The 26,288-nt window shown below is 60.1% G+C and carries 21 protein-coding genes, 1 tRNA gene and 1 pseudogene; 9 read left to right on the top strand and 14 right to left on the bottom strand.

Features of this window, described 5'->3' with window-relative positions; genetic code table 11:
- Window positions 1–9: 9 nt before the first annotated feature.
- Window positions 10–912, bottom strand: coding sequence for a LysR family transcriptional regulator (locus tag ABS758_RS06355; RefSeq protein ID WP_350381881.1), 903 nt, complete (start codon window positions 910–912; stop codon window positions 10–12).
- A 117-nt stretch (window positions 913–1,029) separates the two neighbouring features.
- Here ABS758_RS06355 and ABS758_RS06350 point away from each other — a divergent pair, with 117 nt between their 5' ends.
- Window positions 1,030–2,610 (top strand): NADH-quinone oxidoreductase subunit L, encoded by a 1,581-nt coding sequence (locus ABS758_RS06350; protein ID WP_350381882.1) that lies wholly within the window; start codon window positions 1,030–1,032, stop codon window positions 2,608–2,610.
- The gene (locus ABS758_RS06345; RefSeq protein ID WP_350381883.1) at window positions 2,607–5,123 is read left to right on the top strand and encodes a YbcC family protein; all 2,517 of its coding nucleotides are present in this window, start codon (window positions 2,607–2,609) and stop codon (window positions 5,121–5,123) included. Before ABS758_RS06350 ends, ABS758_RS06345 begins: the two co-directional genes overlap by 4 nt.
- A gap of 57 nt (window positions 5,124–5,180) precedes the next feature.
- Here ABS758_RS06345 and ppc read toward each other — a convergent pair whose 3' ends face one another.
- Window positions 5,181–8,123, bottom strand: a complete 2,943-nt coding sequence (gene ppc / locus ABS758_RS06340; protein ID WP_417252596.1) for a phosphoenolpyruvate carboxylase — start codon at window positions 8,121–8,123, stop codon at window positions 5,181–5,183.
- A 145-nt stretch (window positions 8,124–8,268) separates the two neighbouring features.
- Here ppc and ABS758_RS06335 point away from each other — a divergent pair, with 145 nt between their 5' ends.
- The 3 genes from ABS758_RS06335 (at window position 8,269) to nadE (ending at window position 11,739) form a co-directional block, all read left to right on the top strand.
- Window positions 8,269–9,003, top strand: a complete 735-nt coding sequence (locus tag ABS758_RS06335) for a Crp/Fnr family transcriptional regulator (RefSeq protein ID WP_350381885.1) — start codon at window positions 8,269–8,271, stop codon at window positions 9,001–9,003.
- Window positions 9,004–9,111: 108 nt separating this feature from the next.
- Window positions 9,112–10,800 carry a dihydroxy-acid dehydratase gene (ilvD, locus tag ABS758_RS06330; protein WP_350381886.1) on the top strand — a complete coding sequence of 563 codons (1,689 nt, stop codon included), beginning with the start codon at window positions 9,112–9,114 and terminating at the stop codon, window positions 10,798–10,800.
- Window positions 10,801–10,875: 75 nt separating this feature from the next.
- On the top strand, window positions 10,876–11,739 hold the full coding sequence (gene nadE / locus ABS758_RS06325; RefSeq protein ID WP_492304498.1) for an NAD(+) synthase: 864 nt from the start codon (window positions 10,876–10,878) through the stop codon (window positions 11,737–11,739).
- On the opposite strand, the gene ABS758_RS06320 is transcribed toward nadE, so the two are convergent.
- Window positions 11,729–12,712: an LLM class flavin-dependent oxidoreductase gene (locus tag ABS758_RS06320; protein ID WP_350381887.1), complete on the bottom strand. Its 984-nt coding sequence runs from the start codon at window positions 12,710–12,712 to the stop codon at window positions 11,729–11,731. The two genes, nadE and ABS758_RS06320, sit on opposite strands and share 11 nt — an antisense overlap.
- Window positions 12,709–13,161, bottom strand: a complete 453-nt coding sequence (locus ABS758_RS06315; protein WP_350381888.1) for a PaaI family thioesterase — start codon at window positions 13,159–13,161, stop codon at window positions 12,709–12,711. Before ABS758_RS06315 ends, ABS758_RS06320 begins: the two co-directional genes overlap by 4 nt.
- 76 nt (window positions 13,162–13,237) lie before the next feature.
- Here ABS758_RS06315 and ABS758_RS06310 point away from each other — a divergent pair, with 76 nt between their 5' ends.
- Window positions 13,238–14,239 (top strand): EamA family transporter, encoded by a 1,002-nt coding sequence (locus ABS758_RS06310; RefSeq protein ID WP_350381889.1) that lies wholly within the window; start codon window positions 13,238–13,240, stop codon window positions 14,237–14,239.
- 19 nt (window positions 14,240–14,258) lie between these two features.
- Here the strand turns inward: ABS758_RS06310 and ABS758_RS06305 are convergent, their stop codons facing one another.
- The gene (locus ABS758_RS06305; RefSeq protein WP_350381890.1) at window positions 14,259–15,686 is read right to left on the bottom strand and encodes an L-serine ammonia-lyase; all 1,428 of its coding nucleotides are present in this window, start codon (window positions 15,684–15,686) and stop codon (window positions 14,259–14,261) included.
- 288 nt (window positions 15,687–15,974) lie between these two features.
- Between ABS758_RS06305 and ABS758_RS06300 the strand changes: the two genes are divergently transcribed.
- Both ABS758_RS06300 and ABS758_RS06295 read left to right on the top strand, forming a co-directional pair.
- Window positions 15,975–17,009, top strand: a complete 1,035-nt coding sequence (locus ABS758_RS06300) for a GlxA family transcriptional regulator (RefSeq protein WP_350381891.1) — start codon at window positions 15,975–15,977, stop codon at window positions 17,007–17,009.
- Between the two features lie 42 nt (window positions 17,010–17,051).
- Window positions 17,052–17,136, top strand: a tRNA-Leu gene (locus ABS758_RS06295).
- A gap of 48 nt (window positions 17,137–17,184) precedes the next feature.
- On the opposite strand, the gene ABS758_RS06290 is transcribed toward ABS758_RS06295, so the two are convergent.
- From ABS758_RS06290 to ABS758_RS06250, 9 genes and pseudogenes are all read right to left on the bottom strand, one after another.
- Complete coding sequence (locus ABS758_RS06290) at window positions 17,185–17,397, bottom strand: transposase (RefSeq protein ID WP_417276403.1); 213 nt, start codon at window positions 17,395–17,397, stop codon at window positions 17,185–17,187.
- Window positions 17,398–17,423: 26 nt separating this feature from the next.
- Window positions 17,424–17,576, bottom strand: a pseudogene (locus ABS758_RS06285) (MBL fold metallo-hydrolase); the annotation flags it as partial.
- Window positions 17,577–17,583: 7 nt separating this feature from the next.
- The gene (locus ABS758_RS06280) at window positions 17,584–17,787 is read right to left on the bottom strand and encodes a YgaP family membrane protein (protein WP_350381892.1); all 204 of its coding nucleotides are present in this window, start codon (window positions 17,785–17,787) and stop codon (window positions 17,584–17,586) included.
- Window positions 17,777–19,327: an efflux transporter outer membrane subunit gene (locus ABS758_RS06275; protein ID WP_492304497.1), complete on the bottom strand. Its 1,551-nt coding sequence runs from the start codon at window positions 19,325–19,327 to the stop codon at window positions 17,777–17,779. Before ABS758_RS06275 ends, ABS758_RS06280 begins: the two co-directional genes overlap by 11 nt.
- A 5-nt stretch (window positions 19,328–19,332) precedes the next feature.
- Window positions 19,333–20,451 carry an ABC transporter permease gene (locus tag ABS758_RS06270; protein WP_350381894.1) on the bottom strand — a complete coding sequence of 373 codons (1,119 nt, stop codon included), beginning with the start codon at window positions 20,449–20,451 and terminating at the stop codon, window positions 19,333–19,335.
- Between the two features lie 4 nt (window positions 20,452–20,455).
- A complete protein-coding gene (locus ABS758_RS06265) occupies window positions 20,456–21,625 on the bottom strand; it encodes an ABC transporter permease (RefSeq protein ID WP_350381895.1) in 1,170 nt (389 codons plus the stop codon).
- On the bottom strand, window positions 21,622–23,388 hold the full coding sequence (locus ABS758_RS06260; protein WP_350381896.1) for an ATP-binding cassette domain-containing protein: 1,767 nt from the start codon (window positions 23,386–23,388) through the stop codon (window positions 21,622–21,624). Before ABS758_RS06260 ends, ABS758_RS06265 begins: the two co-directional genes overlap by 4 nt.
- Window position 23,389: 1 nt before the next feature.
- The gene (gene hlyD / locus ABS758_RS06255) at window positions 23,390–24,415 is read right to left on the bottom strand and encodes a secretion protein HlyD (protein ID WP_350381897.1); all 1,026 of its coding nucleotides are present in this window, start codon (window positions 24,413–24,415) and stop codon (window positions 23,390–23,392) included.
- Window positions 24,412–25,029 carry a TetR/AcrR family transcriptional regulator gene (locus tag ABS758_RS06250; protein ID WP_350381898.1) on the bottom strand — a complete coding sequence of 206 codons (618 nt, stop codon included), beginning with the start codon at window positions 25,027–25,029 and terminating at the stop codon, window positions 24,412–24,414. Before ABS758_RS06250 ends, hlyD begins: the two co-directional genes overlap by 4 nt.
- Window positions 25,030–25,194: 165 nt before the next feature.
- Between ABS758_RS06250 and ABS758_RS06245 the strand changes: the two genes are divergently transcribed.
- Entirely contained in the window at window positions 25,195–26,184 is a 990-nt protein-coding gene (locus ABS758_RS06245) for an HNH endonuclease (RefSeq protein ID WP_350381899.1), read from the top strand.
- The last annotated feature ends 104 nt before the right edge of the window (window positions 26,185–26,288 follow it).

Here is a 26,288-nt window from a genome sequence, read left to right as displayed (position 1 = left end):
CAGCCTTCATCAGGTAAAGATGGTGCGGGTGGCGGCATCAACCAGTAACTGGTTTAACGGCCCCACCAAGTGGCCGTGCTGCACTGTGATGGCATAGAAGTGCTCAGTCAACTGTGAGGATTGCCCGACGTGCACCAGCTCTCCCGAATGCAGTTCGTCCTGTACCACCACCTCAGGCAGGACGGATAGCCAGCCACTGTCGCGGGCAATCAGCCGCAGCATGGTCATGTCGTCGATCTCGGCGCGTACGCGGGGTTGCACGCCGGCGGCAAAGCACAGGGCATCAAATTGCAGACGCACGCTGTGGCGGACGCTGGGCATGGCCATCTCTACGGCATCCAGTTCTTCGGGCACTTGCAGGCTGGCACCTGCCCAGCGGTCGGCACGGCCCACCAACGAGATGATCTGGCTGCCCAGGAACCTCGAAGAAACCGGGCGGGTGGGGTCGGATGGCACAGGCTCGTTGGCCAGCACCACATCCAGCTGGTGGCGTAGCAGACGCTCGATCAGAGTTTGCAGGGAGCCGGAATCCACGGACAGCACCACTGTGGGATCCCGCAGCAGTGGGCGCAGCCAGTTGACTTGAAAGTTGCGTGACATGGTTGACACGCTGCCCACCCGCACACGTGTGGTGCCTTCTTCGCGGCCGTCCAGCCAGCCCAGCATCTGTTCGCCCAGACCGAAGATGTTTTCGGCATAGGTAAAGACCTGCTGTCCTTTGGCTGTCAGCTCCAGGTGCCTGCCCTGGCGATCAAACAGAGGGGTATCCAGCCGGTTTTCGAGTTGGCGGATTTGTGTGGACAGTGCGGATTGCGAGGTGTGGATCTGGTTGGCTGCGTGTGTTAATGAGCCTTCTTTGGCCACTCGCCAGAAATAATAAAGATGTTTGAAGTTGAGCTGGTTGACGTCCATGGTGTTCGTTCTGTTTTTAAGAACAGTCAAATATTATAAATGTAATTTACAGAACATATAAAAATCGGAAAAATACGCCTGTCGCATATTGGAGTAAGCATCTTGATTTTGCCTGACATGATTAATTTCGCGCTGGCCTTCATCCCTGTGGTGCTGATGGCCGTGGCCGCCGGACAAGCCTGGCGCAGCCAGGCTGCCGTGCCGGGATTGTGGAGTGCTTTCAACCGGCTCACGCTGCTTGCTCTGGGGTTCTCGGCCCTGGGCCTGGTGTCTCAGCTGTGGTTGGCAACGCCGGGGCAGATGCCTGCCTCCGGCCTTGTGCTGTGGTTGTCGATAAGCACATTTGGTGCCTGGACCAGCCTGCTTGTGCAACTGCTGGGTGCTGCCATCGGGTTTTATTCCAGCAATCATCTGCGTGGCGAGCCACGCCAGGCCGCCTATATTGCGGCCTTGGCTGCCGTGCTGGCCGCTGTTCACCTGCTGTTGTTGGCCAATCATTGGGTGGTCCTGATTGCTGCCTGGGCCGCGATTGGCCACGCAATGCATGGGTTATTGTGTTTTTACCGCGACCGGCCCTTTGCGCTGCTGGCCGCGCACAAGAAATTTGTCACGGACCGCGCGGCCGATGCCCTGTTGATATTGGCGGCTTATTTGTCCTGGTCTGAGGTGGGCAGCGGCTCTTTGGCTGTGCTGAACGAGCACATTGCTGCAGGCCAGTTTTCAGCGACCCTGGGCTGGAGTGCCATTTGCCTGGTGCTGGCTGTGATTGCCCGCACGGCCCTGATGCCGGTGCATGGCTGGCTGGTGCAGGTGATGGAAGCCCCCACGCCGGTATCTGCGCTGCTGCATGCCGGGGTTGTCAATCTGGGCGGCTACGTGCTGGTGCTGTTTGCCCCATTGCTGGGGGTGTCCCTGGCGGCGCGCTGGCTGCTGGTGATTTTTGGCCTGGTATCGGCCATGGTGGCGGGCCTGGTGCTACTGACCCGGGTCAGCCAAAAGGTGCATCTGGCGTGGTCCACCATCGCCCAGATGGGATTCATGCTGCTCGAATGTGGCCTGGGCCTGTATTTGTTTGCCGCCTTGCACTTGTTGGGCCACTCGCTGTACAAGGCGCACAATTTTCTCAATGCCTCCAGCATTGTGCGTGATTGTGACCGCAAGGTGATGACGGGCGAAGCACGCAACTCCGGGCTCAGCATGATACTTGCGGTACCGGTGTCTTTTGCGATTGTGTTTGGGCTGCAGGCGCTGATGGGTGCACATGCCTGGCCCTGGTGGTGGAGTGCGGTGCTGGCCTTTGCCTGGGCGCCGCTGCTTTGGCTGCCCGCGTCGCCTGCCAATTATCCTGCCAAGGTGCCGGTGCGTCTGCTGACCGCGGTGCTGATGGCCGGCTTTTTAACCTTGGCTGCCGGGGTGGTTGATCGCACCCCGGTGGGTGTGGCCAACGACCCCCTGCACGCCGGCGGCATTGTGGCACTGGTCGGCATGGCCATCATGTATTTCTGGATGATTATTTTTCAGCTGTGGCCGCAGTCCGTCATTGCCATCCGTCGCTGGGTGTATGCCGGGTTTTACATGGATGAAGGCTATACCCATTGGGTCTTGCGTTTTTGGCCCGTCCGCTGGGCGGGCGCAGGCCGCGGGCCGGTACCCCGGCCCGCGCCGCCATCCTCTGTGTGGAGGAGTGCAAAATCATGAATGCCGTCATAGATCTTGATCGTGCACATGACGCACCCGGGGAGGTCGCAACACCGGCGGATGATCCGGCATTGCAGCAGGCTGTGGCGCAGGCCTGTGGCAGCATCATGCCGGTGTGGCCGCTGGATCAGGCGGTGGCGGTAAACCCGCATTGGCGCCGCATTGGTCAGCCCATCCGCCAGGTTGCTGCACGCCTGGCCGTGCTGGGTGATTTTCGTGTGTTTCCGGCGCGTGATTATTTGCTGCAAGAGTGGCAAACCAGACGCCTGACGCAGGCCGATCTGGATGCTGCCTTGCAGGCCCATGCCGCTGGTGAGTCCCATGCGGTATCGGCCGAGCATTGCGTGGCTGCGCTTTCCAGCCCTTTGCGGGTGCGCCACGAGCCCTTGCTGGTGGATTTGCTGGATGATGATGTCCAGAAAAACAGGCGCTGGCCCTGGCGTGAGGCCATTGTGTTTCAGATCAGTCAAACCTGTGCCACGTATTACGATCGCCATCAGGCCGATTGGCGCGCCTCGGGAAGCCCCAGTTTGTACGGGTTCTGGCGCGAAAGCATGGTGGGTGATCATGGCTTGAGCGCCCGTCTGGGGATTGTCGGCCTGATGCAGCATATCCGCCAGTTGCCGGCATCGCCGCACGAAGCCATGGCCTGGGCCCTGGCCGAGCTTGAACTCGATGCCACCACCTGGCGGGATTATTTTGAAGCGCTGCTGTTGTCCATCAACGGCTGGGCCTCGTGGTGCGCGTATATTGCCTGGCAAAAAGCACCCTCGGGGCAGGACGACCCACGCCTGCGCGAGTTGCTGGCCTGCCGCGTTGCCTGGGAAGCCCTGCTGGCGCGGGCTGTCAAGCCAGCCGCGCGATCAGCCGCTGTGGCGACGCTGGATGCCAGTTGGCGAGAATTCCCCGAGCGCCTTGTGCAGGCAGATGCCACGCTAAGGGTAGATGAAATCTGGCAGGAAGCACTGGAAATCAGCTTTCAGCGCCCCTTTGCCAACACCCTGCGGGCGGCGGCGTCCTCAGTTGCGCGCACCTCCCCCGAGGTGCAGGCAGTTTTTTGCATTGATACCCGCAGCGAGCGCATGCGGCGTGCGCTGGAGTCTCTTTGGTCAGGGATTGAAACCCGGGCATTTGCAGGATTTTTTGGCATTCCTGTGCGTTATCAGTTGCTGGGCACCGACATCACGCGGCCACAGTTGCCCGGGCCGGCGTACCCCTCCGTCGCGGTGCAGGATGTCATCACGTCCCACGGCCATGCACAGGCGGATGCAAAACAGACAGCCCGGATTGGCGCCGTGCGGCGCCAGCGCCTGGCTCAGCTCGACCAATGGCTGGGTGCCGTGCGCTGGTCCAATGCCACCTTCTCGTTTGTCGAGGCCTTTGGGGTGGGGTATCTAGGCAAGATTGCCCGCTGGATTCATCCGCCGGCAAGCCCCCGCGTGTCGGTGGATCGCCTGGGTGTGCCCGCCGAAGTCCAGGATCAGTGTCGTCCTGAGATTGTCGGCCTGGAAATCGAAGAACAGGTGGATCTGGCTGCCGGGGTGCTGCACACCATGGGTCTGGACGACCGCCTGGCGCCGCTGGTGATTTTGTGTGGTCATGCCGGCCACAGCACCAACAATGCCCATGCCTCTACCCTGGATTGCGGGGCATGTTACGGCCGCCCCGGTGAAGCCAATGCCCGGGCCCTGGCGCAGTTGCTGAATGACCCACAGGTGCGTGATGGCCTGCGCCAGCGTGGGCTCAATATCCCGCTGGATACCTTTTTTATGGGGGCGCTGCACAATACCACCACGGATGAGGTCACCGGGTTTGATCTGGACTTGCTGCCACCGGCGGCGCTGGCCCGCTGGCAACGCATGGAGCAGACCTTCTCGCGTGCGGGCGATCTGATCCGGCGCGAGCGAGCCCCCGCCTTATGGATGGATGCCGAGGTGGATCCGGCGGCCTTGCTGACTTCGTTTCGGCGCCGGGCCAATGATGGCTCGCAAACCCGTCCCGAGTGGGGCCTGACGCGCAATGCCGCCTTTATCATCGGGCCGCGTGCGCGTAGCCGCAACAAGGTGCTTAGCCGCACCTACCTGCATGATTACGATGCGCAATACGATGCGGATGGCAGCGTGCTGGAGAAGCTGATGATGGGGCCGATGGTGGTTACCCACTGGTTGTCATGGCAATACCATGCCTCCACCTGTGATCCGCTTCATTATGGTTCTGGCAACAAGGTGCTGCACAACGTGGTGGATGGCCATGTGGGCGTTTTTGAAGGCAATGGCGGGGATCTGCGCATCGGCCTGCCCAAGCAATCCTTGCACAATGGCGAGGGCTGGTATCACCAGCCCGTGCGCCTGACTGTGCTGATTGATGCACCTGCAACGTCCATCGAAAGCATCATCAACCGCAATCCTGTGCTGGGACAGCTGTGCAACAACGGCTGGATGCTGTTGTGGCGCTACGACGGCGACGCCTTGCAGCGGTATCAGCGGGGGCAGTGGCTGCCGCTGGCCATTTAGCCCGGGTGCTTGCGGTTTGCAGGCAAGCCCGGCCTGGCTTGCCTGCTTTGCTGTGTCTCAACCCGAGTTGCGCAGCCCGGCGGCAATCCCGTTGATCGTCATGTGAATCGCGCGCTGGTCGCGGGATTCCTGCTCGTTGGGACGGTGCGCCGAGGCAGTGCCTGCGCGCATGCGGCGCAGCAGCTCAACCTGCAGGTGGTTTAGCGGGTCGATATAGGCAAAGCGCTCGGCCAGTGCGGCTTGCAACGGGGCATCGTGGGCCAGCAGGCCGTGACGGGTAATGTCCTCAAACATGCGCACCGTGGTGTGATACTCGGCTTCGATGCGTGAGAACACCTGCTTGCGCAGCGTTTTGTCGGGCACCAGTTCGGCATAGGCCCGGCCGATGGCCAGATCGGTTTTGGCCAGCACCTGCTCCATATTGGACAGCAAAGTGCGGAAAAACGGCCAGTCGCGTGCCATGGTTTGCAGCCGCAGCAGACGTGTGGCGCGATCCAGCGCGTGGTCGGGTCCACCGTCTTCCAGGTAGCGGCTCAGTGCCGTGCCCACGCCGTACCAGCCAGGCAGCGGCAAGCGGCACTGGGCCCATGAAAATGACCAGGGGATCGCGCGCAGGTCTTCGATGCGCTCCAGTGCCTTGCGCGAGGAGGGCCGTGAACCAATGTTCAGGCCCGCGATCTCGCGGATGGGGGTGGAGGTAAAGAAGTATTCAGTGAAGCCCTCGGTGCCATACACCAGGTCCCGGTAGGCGTCGCGGGCAGTCTGCGACATCCAGGCCATGGCTTCGCCAAACGCCGTGGCGTGCTGGTCTTCGTGTTGTGCGTCGGGCGTGCCGGCCAGACTGGCCTCCAGCGTTGCGGCCACAAACAGTTCAAGGTGCGAGCGGCCGACCTCGGCGTTCTTGTAGCGGCCCTGGATGATTTCGCCTTGTTCGGTCAGACGGATCTGGTTGTTGACCGTACCTGGCGGCTGCGCAATGATCGAATCGTAGCTGGGGCCGCCGCCACGGCCCACCGAGCCGCCGCGTCCGTGAAACAGGCGCAGGCGTGTGCGGTGCTTGCGAAACACCTCCACCAGGCGGCGTTCGGCCTGATACAAAGACCAGTGCGACGTCAGGTAGCCGCCATCCTTGTTACTGTCCGAGTACCCTAGCATCACTTCCTGGATACCGTGCTGTGCGTGGCGCACACGTGCCGATACTTCGGGTAGCGACAGCCAGGCATCCATGATTTCGGGGCCGAGTTCAAGGTCTGGAATCGTTTCAAACAGCGGCACCACCATCAGGCCCTCTTGCGGCGTGCTGTCGCCTACGGTGGGGGCAATCAGGCCAGTTTCCTGTTGCAGGATCAGCACCTCAAGCAAATCGCTGAGCGTCTCGGTGTGCGACACGATCGACTGACGAATGGCGGCGGCGCCAAAGCGTTGGCGGCAGGCGGCCGCCATGCGCAGGATGGCCAGCTCTTTGGTGGTCTCGGCCGAGTATTCCACCCACGGAGACACCAGTGGGCGGGGTTCGCGCAGTTCCTGGCGCAGGACGCGGATGCGATCGGCCTCCGATAGCCGTGCATATTGCACCAGCCGGCCATCCAGGCGCACTTCAGCCTGCTTCATCAGCTCGTCGAGCACGCGCTCGTGCACGTCCGAGCTTTGCCGCAGGTCTACCGTGGCCAGATGAAACCCGAAAATCTCCACGGCCTGGCATAGATGCGCCAGCCGCAGACGATTGATCAGACTGCCATGGTGCCGATCCAGGGAGGTGGCGACGATGCGCAGATCGGCGGCAAACTCGGCCGCTGTGGTGTAGGCCGGGGCCTCGTAAGTATTGCGCCGTGCCAGCCGCCGCCCGATCAGCGCCACGGTGGTGGCTGCCAGCCGTGCATAGATATGGATGCAGGCACGCCGATAGGGCTCGTCCTGACGATGGGAGGAGGGATCCTGGCTGGTGCGGGCCAGTTCGGCCAGCTCGGGACTTGGCTGTGTCAGTGATTGCGAGAGCGAAAGCTCGGCACCCAGCTCGTGCACTTCGGTCAGGTAATAACGCAGTACGTGGGCGCACTGGCGTAGCAGCGCTTCTTCCAGCGTGCTGGCGTTTACATTCGGGTTGCCGTCGCGATCACCGCCAATCCAGCTGCCCATGTGTGCAAACGGTGGCAATGGGGTGTTGTCGACATCAAAAGGCGTTTTGGCGGGCTTGCGCAACAATGCCGCCATATCCAGATGCAGCTGGGGCAGGGTGCTGAAGAATGTGCTGGTGTAGTAAGACAAGGCGTTGTCGATTTCGTCCAGCACCGTGAGCTTGCTTTGACGCAACATACGTGTTTGCCACAAAGAGGCAATCAGGCCGGTCAGGCGCTCTTGTGTGTGGGCGGCCTCCAGCGGGGCGTGGGGGATGTCCAGCTGGCGCAGCTGCTGGGCAATCCCCTGGTGCAGGTCCAGGGTGCTTTTGCGCTGCACCTCGGTGGGGTGCGCGGTCAGTACCGGCACAATACAGGCTTGCGCCAGGTGCTGGCGGATGCGTCGGCCCGATAGGCCGCTGGCTGTCAGCTGCTCGACGGCGTGCAGCAGGCTGCCGGGGGTTGCCTGGCCCTCGGTTTGCCACTGTGTGCGCTGGCGGCGGGTTTGATCGCGGTCTTCGGCGATGTTGGACAGGTGCAGAAAATAACTGAAGGCGCGCGCCACCGAATTGGCTTCGCCCGCAGCCAGTTTTCGGATCTGGCGTTCGAGCATGCGGCCATCGCGGTCCAGCCCCTCGCGTCGAAACTTCACGGCCGCACGGCGCAGTTTCTCGATCACATCGTAGATGGGGCGACCCTCGCATTCGCGGATCACTTCTCCCAGTGTGCGGCCCAGCAGCCGGATGTCTTGTCGAAGGGGAGAAATCGTGTCGGTTGAGGGTGCGGACTTCACAGGGTCTCCGAGGGTGTTTGAAGCATGGGTGAAAACAGGCGCGCAGATAAGACGATGCCGTGTGCTGGTGGCCAGCCGGCGAGGTCTAATCATAAGCGCATTATGGCTGAAACCGGATCTGCAATATGCCGATTATGCATATTGAAGCCGGTGTTTCTGCTGCAGGAGCGGCTTGGGTGTGCCCGACCAGCGGTGTGAGAGTCAAAATGCAGGATCATCGCTGCGCGAAGTATCATGCATGGCATATGACTGGATTATCAATACTCCATCGACAATGACAGAAGTCAATATAAACAACCCTGCACAGGTACTTGCCTATCCGCTTTTCGAAGATCTGCCTCCCGAGTTGCAGCCTGTACTGCTGCGCGATGCGGCCGTGCTGCATGTGCAAGCTGGCGAAATCCTGTTTCAGGAGGGTGCGGATGCAGTGGAGTACCTGTACGTGCTCAGTGGCAGCGTCGAAGTACTGCGTCATACGCAAGAGGGCCAGGAGCGTGTGTTCTCGATTTTTCGCGGTGGCCAGATGCTGGCCGAAACCGCGATGTTCATGAGTCATGGCCGCTATCCCATGGAGGCACGCTCACGCGAGGACGCCGTGGTGCTGCATCTGAAGCGTACCGGCCTGCAAGAGGTTGTCCGTTGTTGGCCCGAGCTGGCCTTGCGCCTGCTGGCGCGCCTGAGCGATCGGGTTTATCGAGGTGTGAACGAAGTAGAGTGGTATAGCGACAGCACGGCGGCCCAGCGCCTGGCGGATTACCTGTTGCGCCTGCCCACTGATCACGCCGGCACCGCCCATTTGCCGCTTACCCAGCGACAACTGTCAGCCCATCTGGGAGTGCGTCCCGAAACCCTCAGCCGCTTGCTGGCAGACTGGGTGGCACAAGGATATTTATCCGGCGCACGGCGCAACTGGGTCTTGTGCGACACCACGTTTTTGCAGTCGCTGGCGCAAGCCAGCCGTCGCCAGTTTTAAGGGGCCTTTGCCCAATACCCTTGTTGCGGGCTGCGCCGTGCTGCGCGTTCTTTTAACAAGCCGTACACTTTGAGATTGTTTGCCGAAATAACCCGTAAGGATCCGATCATGTCCAAGCCTTTGCGCTCATCCAATATCACCCAGGGAGTGGCCCGCGCACCAAACCGTTCGATGTACTACGCCCTGGGCTATACAGAAGACGACTTCAACAAGCCCATGATCGGCATTGCCAACGGGCAAAGCACCATTACCCCCTGTAATAGCGGCCTGCAGCCGCTGGCCGATGCCGCTGCGGCAGCTGTCAAAGAAGCCGGTGGCAATCCGCAGATGTTTGGTACGCCCACCATCTCCGATGGCATGGCCATGGGTACCGAAGGCATGAAATACTCGCTCGTGTCGCGCGAAGTCATTGCCGACTGTGTCGAAACCTGCGTGCAGGGCCAATGGATGGACGGCGTGCTGGTGATCGGTGGCTGCGACAAAAACATGCCGGGCGGCATGATGGGCATGCTGCGCGCCAATGTGCCCTCCATCTATGTGTATGGCGGCACCATTTTGCCGGGCACCTACAACGGCAAAGATCTCAATATCGTCAGTGTCTTCGAGGCCGTTGGCGAGCACGCCGCCGGGCGCATGTCCGAAGAAGACCTGCGCAACATCGAAACCCATGCCATCCCCTGCAGCGGTTCGTGCGGTGGCATGTATACCGCCAATACCATGAGCTCGGCCTTCGAAGTCATGGGCATGAGCCTGCCGTATTCGTCCACCATGGCCAACGTGCACAAAGAAAAGCTCGATTCAGCTGCCGAGTCTGCCCGGGTGTTGCTCAAGGCGGTAGAGCTGGATCTCAAACCGCGCGATATCGTCACCCGCAAATCCATCGAAAACGCCGTGGCGGTGATCATGGCCACGGGCGGCTCCACCAACGCGGTGCTGCATATTCTGGCTATTGCCCACGCCGCCGAAGTCGAATGGACCATCGACGACTTCGAACGCGTGCGCCGCCGCGTACCGGTGATCTGCGATCTCAAGCCCAGTGGCAAAGCCCTGGTGGTTGATTTCCACAAAGCCGGTGGCGTGCCGCAGGTCATGAAACTCCTGCTGAATGCCGGCTTGCTGCATGGCGATTGCATCACCATCACTGGCAAAACCATTGCCGAGACTCTGGCCGATATCCCTGATGTGCCTCGCGCAGATCAAGACGTCATCCATACCCTGGATAAAGCCTTGTATGCCGAAGGCCACCTGGCCATCCTTAAAGGCAATCTGGCCGAACTCGGTGCAGTGGCCAAGATCACCGGCCTTAAAAACCCGGCCATCACCGGCCCGGCCCGTGTTTTCGACGACGAACAATCCGCCATGGACGCCATCCTGGCAGGCAAGATCCATGCCGGCGACGTCATGATCCTGCGCTATCTGGGCCCCAAGGGCGGCCCGGGCATGCCCGAAATGCTGGCACCCACCAGTGCCCTGGTGGGCGAGGGCCTGGGAGATTCCGTTGGCCTCATTACCGACGGCCGGTTCTCGGGTGGTACCTGGGGCATGGTGGTGGGGCATGTGGCTCCCGAGGCTGCCGTGGGTGGCACCATTGCGCTGGTCGAAGAAAACGACTCCGTCACCATCGACGCACATAAACAGCTGTTGCAGGTTAACGTGTCCGACGAAGTCCTGGCCAAGCGTCGTGCTGCCTGGAAAGCACCAGCCCCCCGTTACACACGTGGGGTGCAGGCCAAGTTTGCTTTCAACTGCTCTGACGCCAGCACGGGTGCTGTGCTGGATCGCTTCGACGACCGCTAAGGCTACCCGCTAGGGCCCATGCCGCTGGGGTGGGCCATTTCGCTGTATCGTATGGGGCTGCATTTCCTTTGGGTGATGCAGCCCCATCTGTTTTTCTGGAGACTTGTCTTGTTAACCCCCGAACAACGTGCCCTGCAACTGCAGATTCGCCTGGGCCTGGGTATGCGCGAAGATTTTGACGCCGCCACCGAGATTGAGCTCAGGGTCGAGTTTTTGTCGCAACTTCTGCTTTCCGTGGGCGCCCATGCCCTGGTGCTGGGTATCAGTGGTGGGGTGGATTCCCTGACGGCTGGTTGTTTGTCCCAGCGTGCGGTGCAGCGTGCCCGCAAACAGGGCCTGGATGTACAGTTTGTGGCCATGCGTCTGCCCTACGGTACGCAACTTGACGAAGCCGATGCCCAGGTTGGTTTGCAGGTGATCCAGCCCGATGTCCAGCAAACCGTCGATGTCCGGCCGGCGGCCGATGCCATGCTGGCGGCTGTGCAAGCCGCAGGCCAGGGGTTTCGCGATGCCGCCCAGCAAGATTTTTTACACGGCAATATCAAGGCGCGCCAGCGCATGGTGGCCCAGTATGCGGTGGCCGGTGCGCGAGGCGGCCTGGTGGTGGGTACCGACCACGCCGCCGAGGCACTGATGGGGTTTTTTACCAAGTTTGGCGATGGCGCGGCCGATGTGACGCCCCTGGCGGGTTTGAACAAGCGCCGTGTGCGTGCGCTGGCCACTCAGATGGGCGCACCCCATGCCCTGGTGTACAAGGTGCCCACCGCCGACCTCGAGCAGCTCAGCCCCCTGAAGCCTGATGAAGAGGCCTTTGGCGTCAGCTACGATGAGATCGACGATTTCCTCGAAGGCAAAGACGTGCCTGCCCAGACGTTTGAGATCATTGTCTCGGCCTGGCGGCGCAGCGCGCATAAGCGTGCCTTGCCACTTACGCCATAAGCCCCGCCACAATTTCGTAGGCGCGCAGGCGCGCCGCGTGATCGTGCATATTGCAGGTAACCATCAACTCGTCGGCGCCGGTGCGGGCAATAAATGCAGCGGTTTGTGCGGCCACGGTGTCGGGCCCGCCCAGTGCTGCGCAAGACAGAACCTGTTGTAAAAGCTCGCGTGCCGCAAAAGGCAGATGATCAAAATAACCCTCTACCGGTGGTGGCAGGCGGCCTGGCCGCCCGGTGCGCAAATTGACAAACGATTGTTGCCACGAGCTGGCCAGATAGCGGGCGTCTTCATCCGTATCTGCCGCAAAGACATTGAACCCCAGCATCACATAAGGTTTGTCCAGATGCTCGGAGGGCTGGAAATGCTGGCGGTACACGCGGATGGCGTCCATCATCTGCGCTGGCGCAAAGTGCGAGGCAAACGCATAGGGCAGGCCCAGGGCCGCTGCCAGCTGTGCGCCAAACAGGCTGGAGCCCAGGATCCACACCGGGATCTCGCAGCCTTCGCCGGGAGTGGCCCGCACTGGGTTGGCCCCCTGAAAATATCCCATCAGCTCGACTACATCCTGTGGAAACGCATCCGACGAGGTATTGAGTGTCCGGCGCAGCGCGCGGGCCGTGGTTTGGTCCGACCCCGGGGCCCGGCCCAGGCCGAGGTCGATTCGCCCCGGATACAGCGTGGCCAGTGTGCCAAATTGCTCGGCAATGACCAGGGGTGAGTGGTTGGGCAGCATGATGCCGCCGGCACCCACCCGGATACGGCTGGTGGCGCCGGCCACGTGGCCGATCAGTACGGATGTGGCCGCGCTGGCAATGCCCGCCATGCCATGGTGTTCGGCCATCCAGTAGCGGTGATAGCCCCAGGTCTCGGCATGTTGGGCCAGATCCACGGTATGGGCAAAGGATTCAGCGGCGCTGCCGCCCTCGGTGATGGGTGCAAGATCAAGCACCGACAAAGGTACGGCAAGACTCATGGCTGGCGATCCGGGATGTTGATCATGGTTTGTTGCATCAGGGCCACCGGAGTTTTTTCTCCGGCATTCAGGGCAAACACATCCACCTGCACGATAGTGAGCGTGCGGCCTTTGCGGATGACCTTGCCGATGGCTTCAAGGGATTCTCCCTGGGCGGGCGCCAGCATATTGATCTTGAACTCTACCGACAGTGCCGTGTAGCCCTCGGGGGCTAGCGTCATGGCAGCAAAACCGCCCGCAGAGTCGGCAATGGCGGCGGTGGCACCCGCATGAAAAAATCCCATGTGCTGGGTGAGGCTTGGGGCGTACGGCAGGTGCACGTGCACCCTGCCTGGCGCTACGTCTCCCAGACGAGCCCCCAGGTGGTGCATCAGGCCGGCGCGATCAAACTGTGTCTGGATCCTTTGATGCAGCGCGCTGGCCGATGGGTTTGAAGGCGAAGAAGTCATGGAGGAGTGTCCTGTATAGTCATGGATCCGCAAATGTATGCTGAGGGGCAGGCTGCACCTGCCGCAAAGATTTTCAGTGTTCAACGATAAGCCATTTTTGCCCGCTCGCCAAAGTGCTTCAGTGAAGGCCCGCCATTCGTCTTCGGCCGCACCCGCTGTGCGCACATCACCGCGCCCATCAGCCGAAAATCCGCAGGCAAAAACCCAGGATAGCAAGCCTTCCCGCCCGACAGGCCATCTGTGGGCGGTATTGATGGCTGTGGTGTCCATCATCAGCGTACAACTGGGGGTATCCCTGTTTGTGCCGGTAATCGAAGTGTATGGGCCGCTGAGCTCTTCCAGCTTGCGCCTGGGTTGGGCGGCGCTGGCTTTGCTGGTGGTGGTGCGCCCGCCCTTGCACCGCATGACGGCCGTCCAATGGAAAGCGGCCGTGATCCTGGGGGCGGGCATGGCGGTGCTGACCCTGGCGTTTTTCATGGCCATCGAGCGCCTGCCCCAGCACCTGGCTGTGGCACTTGAGTTTTGCGGCCCACTGTTGGTTGCTGCCGTGGGTGCCCGTGGCCGGCGCGCCCTGGTGTGGCCTGTGTTGGCCGCCGCCGGCATCGTGCTGCTGGCCATTGGCGATGCCAGGCTGGGTGGCGTGGATGTGCTGGGCATTGGCTATGCACTGCTGGCCGCTACTGGTTGGGCTACTTACATTGTGATGATGAAGCGGGTAGGGCGCGTGTTTCCCGGCTTGCAAGGGTTGACGGTATCCCTGATGGTGGCCGCGCTGTTTTCACTGCCCTTTGCTGCGTCAGAAACTGGCAGCCTGGTGTTTCCGGCCCGGCAGCTACTGCTGACAGCCGGCCTGGCCATTCTGGTGCCGCTGGTGCCGTACATTCTTGAAATTCAGGCCTTGCGCCGCCTGTCGGCGGCCACCTTTGGCGTGCTGATGAGCCTGGAGCCCGCCATCGCCGCAGTGGCTGGTTGGCTTATTTTGGGGCAAAGCATGGATGGCCAGCAGATCCTGGGCGTGGGCCTGGTGGTGGCAGCCAGCATCGGTGTGGTGCGCGCTGCCAACGCGCCGCCTGCCTGATGCCTGGCTTGGTTGTGCCTTAGCACTCCACCACGTTGACCGCCAGCCCGCCGCGTGAGGTTTCTTTATATTGGGATTTCATGTCGGCGCCAGTTTGACGCATGGTTTCAATCACCATGTCCAGCGTCACATGGTGTGTACCGTTGCCATGCATGGCCAGCCGCGAAGCATTGATCGCCTTGTTGCCACCCATGGCATTGCGCTCGATGCAGGGGATCTGAACCAACCCGCCGACAGGATCGCAGGTAAGGCCCAGATTGTGCTCCATGCCGATCTCGGCAGCGTTTTCGATCTGGGCCACCGAACCCCCCATCACGGCGGTAAGCCCGCCTGCCGCCATCGAACACGCTACGCCCACCTCACCCTGGCAACCTACCTCGGCGCCCGAGATGGAAGCGTTTTCTTTGTACAAAAAGCCGATGGCGGCGGCAGTGAGTAAGAAATCCACCACGCCGTCTTCAGACCAGCCCGGGATAAATGTGCGGTAATAGCGCAACACGGCGGGCAGCAGGCCCGATGCCCCATTGGTGGGGGCCGTGACCACCCGGCCGCTGGCGGCGTTTTCCTCGTTGACAGCCATGGCATACAGATTGACCCAATCCATGGCAAACATCACATCGTCGGGATTGACTGGTGCGGGGGCACGCGTACTGCCCGGCTCGCGTGAGCGCGATTTGGACAGTAGTTCCTGATACAGCGCGGGTGCCCGGCGCTTTACCTTAAGCCCGCCCGGCAAAATGGCATCTGGCAGCGACCCCTGCAGCCCGCAGCCGCGGTCGATGGCATCGTCCATGACCCGCGCAATGCGCAGCACACCCGCCCGCACTTCGGTGGTGGGCCGCAAGGTGGCTTCGTTGGCCATCATCAGCTGTGCAATGGTGAGATTGTGCCGGGCACATTGCGCCATCAACTCATTGGCGTGCGCAAACGGGTAGGGCATGGGCTCGTGCTCGGGCACGGTTTCATCTGTTTCGATGCTGTCCAATGCGCGGATAAACCCGCCACCAATCGATACGTAGCGCTCATCCAGAAGCGGTGCCCCCTGTGCATCCAGAGCAATAAAACGCATCCCGTTGGGGTGCTCGGGCAGCGGCTGTACCCGCCCGGAGAACACGGTTTTAGGATCAAAGGCAATGCTGTGCTGATGCCAGAGCCTTAACTGCCCGGTTTGCGTAACCTGGTCCATCAGCCCGCTGATGGCGGCGGGATCCACGGTATCGGGAGCCTCACCCATCAAGCCCAGCATGATCCCCATGTCGGTGCGATGCCCCGCACCGGTTTCGGCCAGCGAGCCATACAAATGGATGGACAGCGTGGCCACCTGGCCCAAGACCTGGCGATCTTGCAGGTTGCGCGCAAAGTTGCGTGCGGCGCGCATCGGACCCACTGTATGCGAGCTGGACGGCCCGATGCCGATCTTGAAAATGTCAAACACAGATAAAGCCATGGTGCCCCCAAAAACCCTACAGTTGCCGGTGAGAAACGCCAGTTGATGGTATGTACACCTGAGAATAGGGATACCCACCCTGGCGCGGCTGGCTTGCAAATTGAGGCCATCTCGACACCCACCTTGGATGGCTTACGATTCTAGACATTTGTCATAATCTATCTTGCATAAATACGACATTTTCTATGTATAAATATTATCCTTAAGGGTAAATTTTAGTATCTAGGTAAATTTCATTTTGGTGTAGGTGATTTTATTTAGAATTATAACGACGCGGATTGGAATAAAATGAATAATAACGACATCAATAATGTGTTTGTCAATCCGACAGACAGCTCTCCCCCCATCTTGCTGCGAATGGGCTTTGTGTTGTTGCCGCAATTTGCCATGGGGGCACTGGCGGCTTTTGCAGATTTATTGGGGATGCTGGACTCCCAAACCGATGCCGATGGGCCCTGCGCCTGGGAAGTCGTGGCCGATACCCTGATCCCCGTGCGCTCCGCCAGTGGTGTGCAAGTAACACCCACCCATTTGCCCGGAGATCCAGCCCGTTTTGATTACATTGTGGTGGTGGGCGGCCCGCAGGCTCCTGCGGGTGGTTACTCGCCCGGCCTGATGTCCTGGTTGCGTCAGGCCGCCAAGGCGGGCTGCCATATTGTTGCCCTGGCCAACGGCGTGTTTGCCACGGCTCAGGCGGGCGTGATGGCGCAGCATCGCTTGTGTGTACCCGGCGGGCTATACCGGCAATTTTTGGCCGCCTATCCATCCTGGCCACTTGAGGCCCTGGTCACCGACAGACCCACGGTGTTCGACCGCCGCCGGATCAGCTGCGCGGGCGGCCCCGCCGTGGTGGACGTTGCCGCCCGCATTCTGGCGCGCCACCTGCCCACGGCGAATATTCAGCGTGCCTTGCGCGGCCTGCAGATCCAGACAGGAGAATCCCACAGCCAGGTACAGCCACCGCCTGCCGGGGTGCCCGCAGACAGCCCGCCCGCCGTGCGCCGCGCCATGCTGCTGATACAGCAATATGCCGGTCAGTCTCTTACGCTGGCCCAGCTGGCCAGCCACGTGGGTGTGTCGCCCCGCCAGCTGCAGCGCCTGTTTAGCCAGCACCTGCACACCAGCCCACAGGCGTGCGCCCGCGAGGCCCGCCTGCAGCAGGCCTGCTGGCTGCTGCGCGAAACCGACAAAAGCATTGCCACGGTTGCCTCCGATTGCGGGTTCTCGGACGCCGCCCACATGGGGCGCAGTTTCAAGGCCAGTTATGGTCGCAGCCCCGGTGCCTGGCGCCGCCAGGAGACAAAACCAAAAAACACCGTATAATGGCCATCCGTTTCCGGGTTGGCATTCAGCCATCCCGACCCTGCCCGGGTGGTGAAATTGGTAGACGCAGGGGACTCAAAATCCCCCGCCGCAAGGCGTGCCGGTTCGATTCCGGCCCCGGGCACCAGCTTAGGCTCTACCCCATAATCGGGGGATCAACATTCATCAGACGCGGTTAATCACACCGTTCGAGGCTGCGCAGCCCCCGGTTCTTGCGCCCCTCGGGGTCTTGACTCTGCCATAACTTCAGGAAGTGTTGGTTGACCATGCGCACCACATGAAAGCGGTCGGCTACGATCAGGGCGTTAGGAAAGTATTTGCGGGCGATGGCACGGTAGGTCTCGGACAGATCCATGACGATGACGCGCACGTTCTCCTTGCCTGGCAAGCGCTTGAGGTACCAGCGCGCTTTTCCGGATCGAAATGGAATGGCTTGTGATTACGTGCGGATGCTTCCCGTCCGCCTTGCACCATGCCACAGTCGACCAGAAAACGAGCGTTTGCTGTTTCCACTAGAAAACATGAGCCAGTGACCTTGCGTGCTGCACCCAGAAAACTCAACTTCATGAAATGCTCACTCTGGCTTATGTGATGAACAGGTGTTGCGACCCAACAGGCGATATCCTGGACAGTGGCCCGCCAAACCCGTAACCAAGGGCATGACACCAATCAGGCCCAGCCAGCGCCATGGTGTATCAAGCCAAAAAGGTAGGCTCAGCAGCACTAGGCCGATGAAGATACGTATTAGGCGATCGATATTTCCGATGTTAATTTGCATGGTTAATCTCCTTTTGTGTTTGGGCTGGGTTTTTGTAGATGCGGTAATGTTCTTCGGCCGAGAGCGGTGTTAAGGATGACTGTGCTGGTGCATCCCAACCACCGCCCAGTGCTTTGTACAGAGCGACCATTTGCACGGCTGCGTTCAGATGGGCGTGCGCCACTGTTTTTTCTGTTTCGTGATAAGTGCGCTGGACGACCAGCAGTTCGACCAGCGTCATGTCGCCCGCGGCGTAGCGCGCTCTGCTGCGTTCGTAGCTGGTACGCGATGCGTTCAACGCGGCAGTAAGACGCTCCAGGGTCGCAAGCCCTGCGTGGTAGTCGCTTAATGTCTGTTCGGCATCGCCCAAGGCAGCCAGTACGGCCTGCTCGTAGGCCAGTGCGGCTTGATGGGCAGCCGCCTCGCTGGCCCGGATCTCCGCGCGTACCCGACCGCCGTCGAACAGCCTCCAGGACACCAGTGGCAGGATGGAAAAGCGGGAACTGGATGCATCAAACCAGTTTCCTGTGCTAAGCGCCTGAAACCCGCCGCCGATGCCGATCGATAGCTTGGGGAACAATTCGGCTGTGGCAACACCGATATCGGCCGTGCTTGCCGCCAGGTGCCGCTCTGCAGCCAGAACGTCGGGACGTCGGCGCAGTATGTCGGCGCGCTCGCCTATAGGTAAGGTCCGCAACGTGAGTGAGCCCATTTGGCCCTTCAGTAGTGAAAGCTCGCGTTCTGGTGGAGAGCCCAGCAGTACGCCCAGGCCCAGCACGGCAGCGCGTTGACGCGCCTGGATGTCGGGCGTCAGTGCGTTGGCGGCGGCCCATTGTGCATAGGCGACGTCCACGTCAGCAAGCGGTGCATCCCCGTGGGCTTGTCGCAACCGGGTCAGTTCGAGTGTTTGCTGCAGCGTGTTCAGTGTGGATGCCTGCGCACGCAATTCGTGTTCAGTGCCAACTGCTGTAAACCAATCGCGTGCCACCTCGGCGACGATGCGTATGCGCACGCCCTGTGCCTCGGCTTGGGTGGCCTGCAGCCGTGCGTCCGCGCCTTCCAGAGCGCGTTGCCTGGCACCAAACAGATCAAGCTCCCAGGCTGCGTCAAAGCCTGCATCGTAAATAGTCTGCGTGGCGTCCACGCCGGGCATGGAGTCGATCGGCAGAGGTCCATTCTCGCTCTGCCGACGCCGGTTGATGCTGGCGCCGGCGCCGACAGCTGGTAGGCGCTCACCCGCAACCCGATCGCGCAGGGCGCGGGCTTCGTCGATCTTCGCTGCTGCCTGTTGCAGGTCTAAATTTTGTGCCAGGGCTGTGGCGATCAGACGATCCAGCACCGGATCGTTCAGCCCGGCCCACCAGTTGCTTAGATCTGCATGACTGGAGGCGTTCGCTAGCGGCAAGGACCATCCTTCACTACTATCAACCGACGGTGCCTGATAATCCGGGCCGACGGCAGCGCAGGCGGTCAGCAACAGGCAGCCTGCGGTCAGGGTGGCCAGGCGCAAGCGTCTCGGGATGCGATACGCAGCGATGTTATGTGCACGGTTGGTGGTCATAAAAGTCATTGCAAGCGTCCTCGGACGAATACGGTGGCCATCGTCAGAGTGACCAAGGCAATAAGTGCAAGCGGCCAAAGGCTTGCGAAGATATCTGCAGGCGGCATAGCCTTGAGAAAGCTGCCTTCAACAATGATGAGAAAGTGCGTCAAAGGAATGGCCTGAGCCAGCCATTGCAGAAACACCGGCATGTTCTCCACCGGCGTGGCAAATCCCGACATCAGCACCGCCGGGACACCGATGGCAAACGCGCCCAGGATCGCCTGCTGTTGAGTCATGCTGACCGCGGAAATCATCAGGCCGATGCCGACCACGGACAGGATGAACAGCACCAGGCTGATCAGCAGCAGAGCGAAGGAACCGGTAAAGGGAATGTCGAACAGGAACACGCCCGCGCTGATCATGAACAGGCCCAGTAGCGTGCCAATGGCCAGTGCCGGCAGCGACTTGGAGATGATGATTTCGGGTGTCGAGGTGGGTGACACCAGTAGCTGGTCGAAGGTGCCCAATTCGCGTTCGCGGGCAATCGACAGCGAAGTGATCATCAGCGCGCTGAACAGCGCCAGGATGCCGGTCAGACCTGGCACGATAAACCAGCAGTAGATCAGGTTCGGATTGAACCAGTGGCGTACCACCATCGGGGTCGGTGTTTGCGCGTCGGGCACGACCTGGGCGCCGACATCGGCTGCGATGGTGGACAGGTAGGCCACGGTGATCTGACCCGCGTTGCTGCGTCGGCCATCAACCAATACTTGTGCGATCCCGCTGTCGCCAGCCGCAATCCGGCGCGAAAAATCCACAGGGATGGCCAATGCTGCGATCACCTCGCCGCGATCGATCAGGGTATGCAGCTCTTGCCGATTATCGATGCAGTGCAGGCGGGTGATGAAGTCGGCGTTGTCCAGGCGTTGGATCAGTTCGTGCGACCATCGTCCCGAATCCTGGTTGTAGACCGCGATATCGACGTTTCGTACCTCCAGTGTGGCGGCAAAGGTGAAGATCAGCAATTGCAGAATGGGTGGCACGAACACCACCATGCGGCTACGCGGGTCTCGTAGCACGCTGAGCACTTCCTTGATGAACTGGGCGCGCAGGCGGGTGAATGAGAAGGCGGAGGTCAGCATGGCGTCACTCCAGATTCTTGTGTGTGACACGCTTGGCAAGCATGAAAAACACAATACCGATTGCTGCCATGGCAGCCAGGTTGGGAAGGAATACTGCCCAGATGTCTCCTGCCAGGAACACTGTTTTGAGCGAGTCGACGAAATATCGCGCTGGAACCAACAGTGTGATGGCTCGAATCCAGACGGGCATTGCGTCAATTTCGTACAGAAAACCGGACAACATAAAGGCCGGCAAGAACCCTGTGAACAGCGCGATCTGTGCTGCCAAGAATTGGTTGCGCGCCAACGATGAGATGAGCAGGCCCTGTCCCAGCGCCGGCACCATGAATACCGCCGATAACAGCAGTAATGCTGCCAGCGAACCGCGAAGCGGCACGTCGAAGATGAATACGGCAAGCGCAGTCGCGCCCAGTGTGGACAGCATGCCAAGCACGAAATAGGGCAGCAGTTTGCCGATCAGGATTTCGGCCACTGAGGCAGGTGTGGACAACACCGCTTCCATGGTGCCACGCTCCCACTCGCGGGCAACCACCAGCGCGGTGAGCATGGTGCCGATGATGGTCATCACGATGGCGATCGCGCCTGGTACCAGCGCGCGTCGGCTCTCCAGTTCTGGGTTGAACCAGTAGCGGGGTTCGAGTATGACAGCTTGAGGCGGTGCGCCGACATCGAGCCCGCTTCGCCAGGACTGCACGACGCCTCGTGAGTAGTTTTCGACATAATTGGCCGTGTTGGGGTACGAGCCATCGGTGATGATCTGTACGAGTGGTTCGCTGCCCATGAGAGTCAGGCGCTGTTCGAAGTCCTGAGGGATGACAACATAGCCGCGCAGTTCACCAGATACCAGCATGTCGGCCACTTCTCGGCGGTCATGAACGAAACGCGCATCGAGATAATCTGTAGCGGAAAACGCCGCTGCCAGCGCGTGGGCAGCGGCCCCTTCGGATTCCATCACCACACCGATGCGGACGTGTTTGGCGTCCAGGGATACCGCGTAGGCGAATAGCAAGAGCAGCACCACTGGCAACACAAAAGCAATCAGCAGTGTCGAAGGGTCGCGCAACGCCTGGAGGCTTTCTTTGTAGACCAAGGCTTGTAAGCGCTGGAGGTCGAATCGACGTACATTCGTTAATGGTTCCGAAGTTTTGTCTGTACGAGGTGTAACGCCACTCATGTGTTCACCTCATCGTTTTGTTCCGCAGTTTCTACCAGATGGATAAAGGCGTCTTCCATGGTCGGGTCTGGTTGGTCGGTGGTGGCGGCGCCTTGCTTGAGCGCATCGGGTGTATCCAGCGCAATCAAACGTGCGCGCGAGAGCATGGCGACGCGGTCACAGTATTCAGCTTCGTCCATGAAGTGGGTGGTGACCATGATGGTCACACCCTTGCGGGCCAGCCCGTTGATGTGGGTCCAGAACTCGCGGCGTGTGATCGGGTCGACTCCGGACGTGGGTTCGTCCAGAAACAGCACGGGAGGGTGGTGCATCAGTGAACAAGCCAGCGCCAATCGCTGCTTGAGCCCCAGGGGCAGGGCGTCGGGCGCGGTCGACAGCCAGTTGCCCAGATCGAAGGTGTCGATCATTTCTTCGATGCGTTCGCGTCGTGTCTGGCCTTCCAGTCCGTATACGCCGGCCGAGAATTCGAGGTTCTGGCGCACCGACAGTAAGCCGTAGAGAGAAAATTTTTGCGCCATATAACCAAGCTTGCTCTTGGCAGCTCCGGTGGCCCGGCGCAGGTCGTACCCCACTACCTGCGCTTCACCTTCAGTGGGTTTGAGCAGGCCGCACAGCATCTTGAATGTGGTGGATTTGCCCGCCCCGTTGGGACCCAGCAAGCCGAAGATTTCGCCTTTTTGCACCTCGAAGCTGACATTGTCGGTGGCAGTGAAGCTGCCAAAGCGTTTGGTCAGATGACGGCAAGAGACGGCAATGTCCGAACCCAGTTCAACAGGAGATAGACGCTCGGCCAGTGCCGATGTGCCGCCTGGCCCGCCACCCAGAAGATCGATGAAGGCATCCTCAAACCGGGCGGGTACGGGCGTCAATGGCGCCCGGATCTGATCGGCAAGAGTTTGAAGTTGTTCGGCTTGCGCGCCTGCACGCAATACTACGCGCACACCTGCCCCCTGGATGACGCCGTCGCTCACGCTGTCGAGATCAAGCGCCTTGGTCAGCACCGCCCGACGCTCGGTACCCACGTTCTCGAGACGAAAGCTGCGGCCTTCAAGCTGTGCGGTAAGTGTTTGTGGAGGGCCATCAAACAACAGCTGCCCTTGATTGAGCAACAGTACACTTTCGCAACGTTCGGCTTCGTCCAGATAGGCGGTGGACCAGACCACGGCCATGCCTTCGTCGGTCAGGGCCTGCACCATGCGCCATAAATCCTGGCGACTGACCGGATCGACGCCTACGCCGGGCTCGTCCAGCAGCAGCACCTTGGGCCGTGCCATGAGCGCACAGGCCAGCCCCAGCTTTTGTTTCATACCGCCGGATAGTTTGCCAGCCAGGCGCTCGGAGAACGGACCCAGCCGTGTGAAATCCAGCAGCTCGGCAAACAGTTTGGTGTTACGCTCGGCATCCATGCCGCGCAGCCGGGCGTACAGATGCATGTTTTCCATGACCGAGAGGTCTTCGTAAAGACCGAAACGTTGCGGCATATAGCCGCTGGCGACGTGAATGGCGTCGTTGTCTCGTACTACGTCGTATCCCGCTAGGGTGACCCGACCGGCGTTCGGTTCAAGCAGGCCGGTCAGGATACGCATCAAGGTCGTCTTGCCGGCACCATCGGGGCCGACCAGGCCGGTCAACCGTCCGTAGTGGATCGATGCGTTCAAGCGCTGCAGCGCCTGAATATTGCCGAAGTGCTTGTCGAGCCCTTCGATGATGACGGCGACGTCATCACTTTTCGATGTGGTTGTAGGGGCGGTGCCGGCTTGCATCTTATTTGCTTCCTATGCGCGCGTTAGTGTCGGCCTTGGTGTCCACCTCGATCGTCACGGGCATGCCTTGACGCAGTCCTTTATCGCTGTCGGCCGCATCGATGATGATGCGTAAGCGATACACCAGGTCAGTGCGCAGATCTGTGGTTTCCACCGTCTTGGGAGTGAACTCGGCGCGGGGCGAGATGAAACCGATCTGACCGCGATAAGTTTTGTCGGAGGAGTCACTGGTGACGCGCACCGTTGTGCCGGGCGCGATACGTCCGAGATCTGGTTCGGCGACGTAGGCGCGTACATAGACGGGTTTGTCCAGACTCAGGCTGTACACCGTGCTTTGGCTTGCCACCATGCTGCCGGTTTCGCGCACCCGTGCGATGATGGTGCCGTCGCTGGGCGCCACTAATTCGGTATCGGCCAAGGCGGTAGCGGCCTGATCACGAGCGGCTTGCGTGGCCGCCAGGTTTGCCTCGGCCGCAGCGATGTCTTCTGCACGAAAGCCTTCCGTGGCCAGCGACAGGGCCGCCGTAGCAGACGCGACGCCGGCGGCGGCCTGATCGCGCGCCGCTCGTGCGGCATCGACGATGCGTCGGCTACTGGCCCCCGATGCCACCAGGCTGCTTTGGCGTTTATAGTCGCGTTCGGCATTGACAGCAATGGCTTTAGCTTGTTTGAGTGCTTCTTGCGCCTGGGTGATTTCCTGGGGACGCAAACCGCTGCGCAGCTTGTCCAGCTCGGCCTGTGCGACCAGCACAGAAGCTTCCGCTGCCGCCAAGGCATCGCGATAAGGCTGATCGTCAAGCGTTGCAAGTCGTATCCCGTGGGTGACTGCATCGCCTTCATCAAACAGCATTTCGGCGATACGCCCGGGTTGACGGAATGCCAGTTGCACTTCGCGGATATCGACATTGCCGTATAAACGTAGCGGGCTTTCGTCTGTGTTGGTGCGCTGCAGCCATATAAAACCAGCTCCAAGTGCTATGGCCACGATGGCGAGCGCCATAATCGAAAGTTTGCCGGCCTTTTTCATTTGGTGTTTTCCATACGGCTGATGCCACGACGATAGATAGCGAACACATTGGGCGCGTCATGGCGGATGCGCGCAACGTCTCCCGCAATCAAAGACTGCATCACTAGTCCTTGGACGGTGCCAAGGAACAGGAGAGCGGCTGCCTTAACGTCCAACGCAGGGTCCAATTCGCCTTGAGCCTTGCCGGCTTCGAGCAGACGGCACAGCCGTTCTCCGTAATGTTGGCTCAGGGTTTGTGCCATCTGTTTTGGGAGGGTGTCTTCAGAACGCTGCAACTCACCAAAAAGCATCCTCGGTACCCCTGGATGCTTGGAGACGAAGTCAATGTGTGTCATGAATATGGCTTCAAGGGCTTCGATTGGGGACGAGGTGCTTTTCGCGGCTTTGTCGACACGTGCCAACAAGCGTTCCGTGACCCAAGACATGACCGCTTGCAGGATGGCATCTTTGTTGGGAAAGTGACGAAAAAGTGCGCCTTGGGTCAAGCCCATACGCTGTGCAATTGCCGTCGTAGTGATGTCGCTGGGGTTCTGTTTACCAGCCAGCTCCACCACTGCCTCTACCGTGGCAATACGGCGCTCATCGGCGGGAAGGTGTTTGGCGCGTTGATTCATTGCTTCCACTCAAAAGTAAGTAACCTATTACTATCCTAGCACGATGACGCTGCTTTGCAATAGGGGAAGTGTCAAAAGGAGATTGGATTTTGAATAGAGACGGCTTTTTTTCTATGGCTGTATCCTTTAAGCTTTTTCGGTCGCCCAAAGGATGATTAGCCGAGCATGCGTTATTGGTGGGTCAATCAGAATCAAACATACCGCCATGAAGTGCTAGGCGGTTATCTTTGGTCGCCCAAACGCAAAGCAAACCAAGCGCAGAACCCGTTCTATGACTTCATGCGTGAGGTCATGCCGGGCGATATCATCTTTTCTTTCAGCAGTACCAATATCCGCGCAATCGGGATTGCAGCTTCACATGCCTACGAAGCCCCGAAGCCCCTAGAGTTTGGCCAAGCTGGGGCTTACTGGGATAACATCGGTTGGCGTATTGATGTGAAATTCCATGAGCTTCGATTACCAACCAGGCCTGCTGATCACATGGCAGTGTTGGCACCGCTGCTGCCCAGGAAATACGCACCACTTCAACCCAACGGCGCCGGCCTGCAAAGCGTTTACCTGACACGCCTTCCAGAAACGTTTGCAGCAGTGCTTATCGATTTGCTAGGTGCTGAGGCACATAGTTTAGTGATGGGATATTCTCTTGCTGAAGAACAGCCAATGTATACGGCCACAGGAGTCGGGCTTGTGCAATGGGAGGAGCACGAACTAAGCCAGGTGCAGGCAGACGCGACACTGATTGAAACTGAGAGGGAAGCGATCGTTCTTGCGCGTCGCGGGCAAGGATTGTTCAAGCAGCGCGTCATGGCATTGGAGCATGCCTGCCGTATTACGGGTGTGGATCGTGAAGAGCACTTACGGGCCAGTCATTGCAAGCCCTGGCGTGACGCCAATAACGAAGAGCGACTGGACGGTGAAAATGGGTTGCTTTTGACGCCCAGCATGGACCATCTGTTTGACCGTGGATTTATTGGGTTTGACGGCAACGGTCAGACCATTGTGTCGCCTGTGGCCCATCAAGAGTCATTGGTTCGGATGGGATTGGATCCAAAGCACCTGCCCAATGTCGGATCTTTTTCCAGTGGGCAGCGCAAATATCTGGAATATCATCGCGAAAATGTACTGCTTGTGTCCAGGTTTCTGGATCATTTATAACAAATCCGACAGCACGCAAAACAGCGTCTTCTCACCGGGGTTGGCCCGGCGAGCGACCGCCACCCTGCGTCGGAGAAGAATGTTCAAGTTCGCTGCAGATTACG

It is taken from the genome of Castellaniella sp. FW104-7C03, assembly GCF_040276085.1.
Lineage (GTDB): Bacteria > Pseudomonadota > Gammaproteobacteria > Burkholderiales > Burkholderiaceae_B > Castellaniella.
The sequence above is the reverse complement of the archived record's forward strand: the minus strand, read 5'-3'. Positions and strand labels throughout refer to the sequence as shown.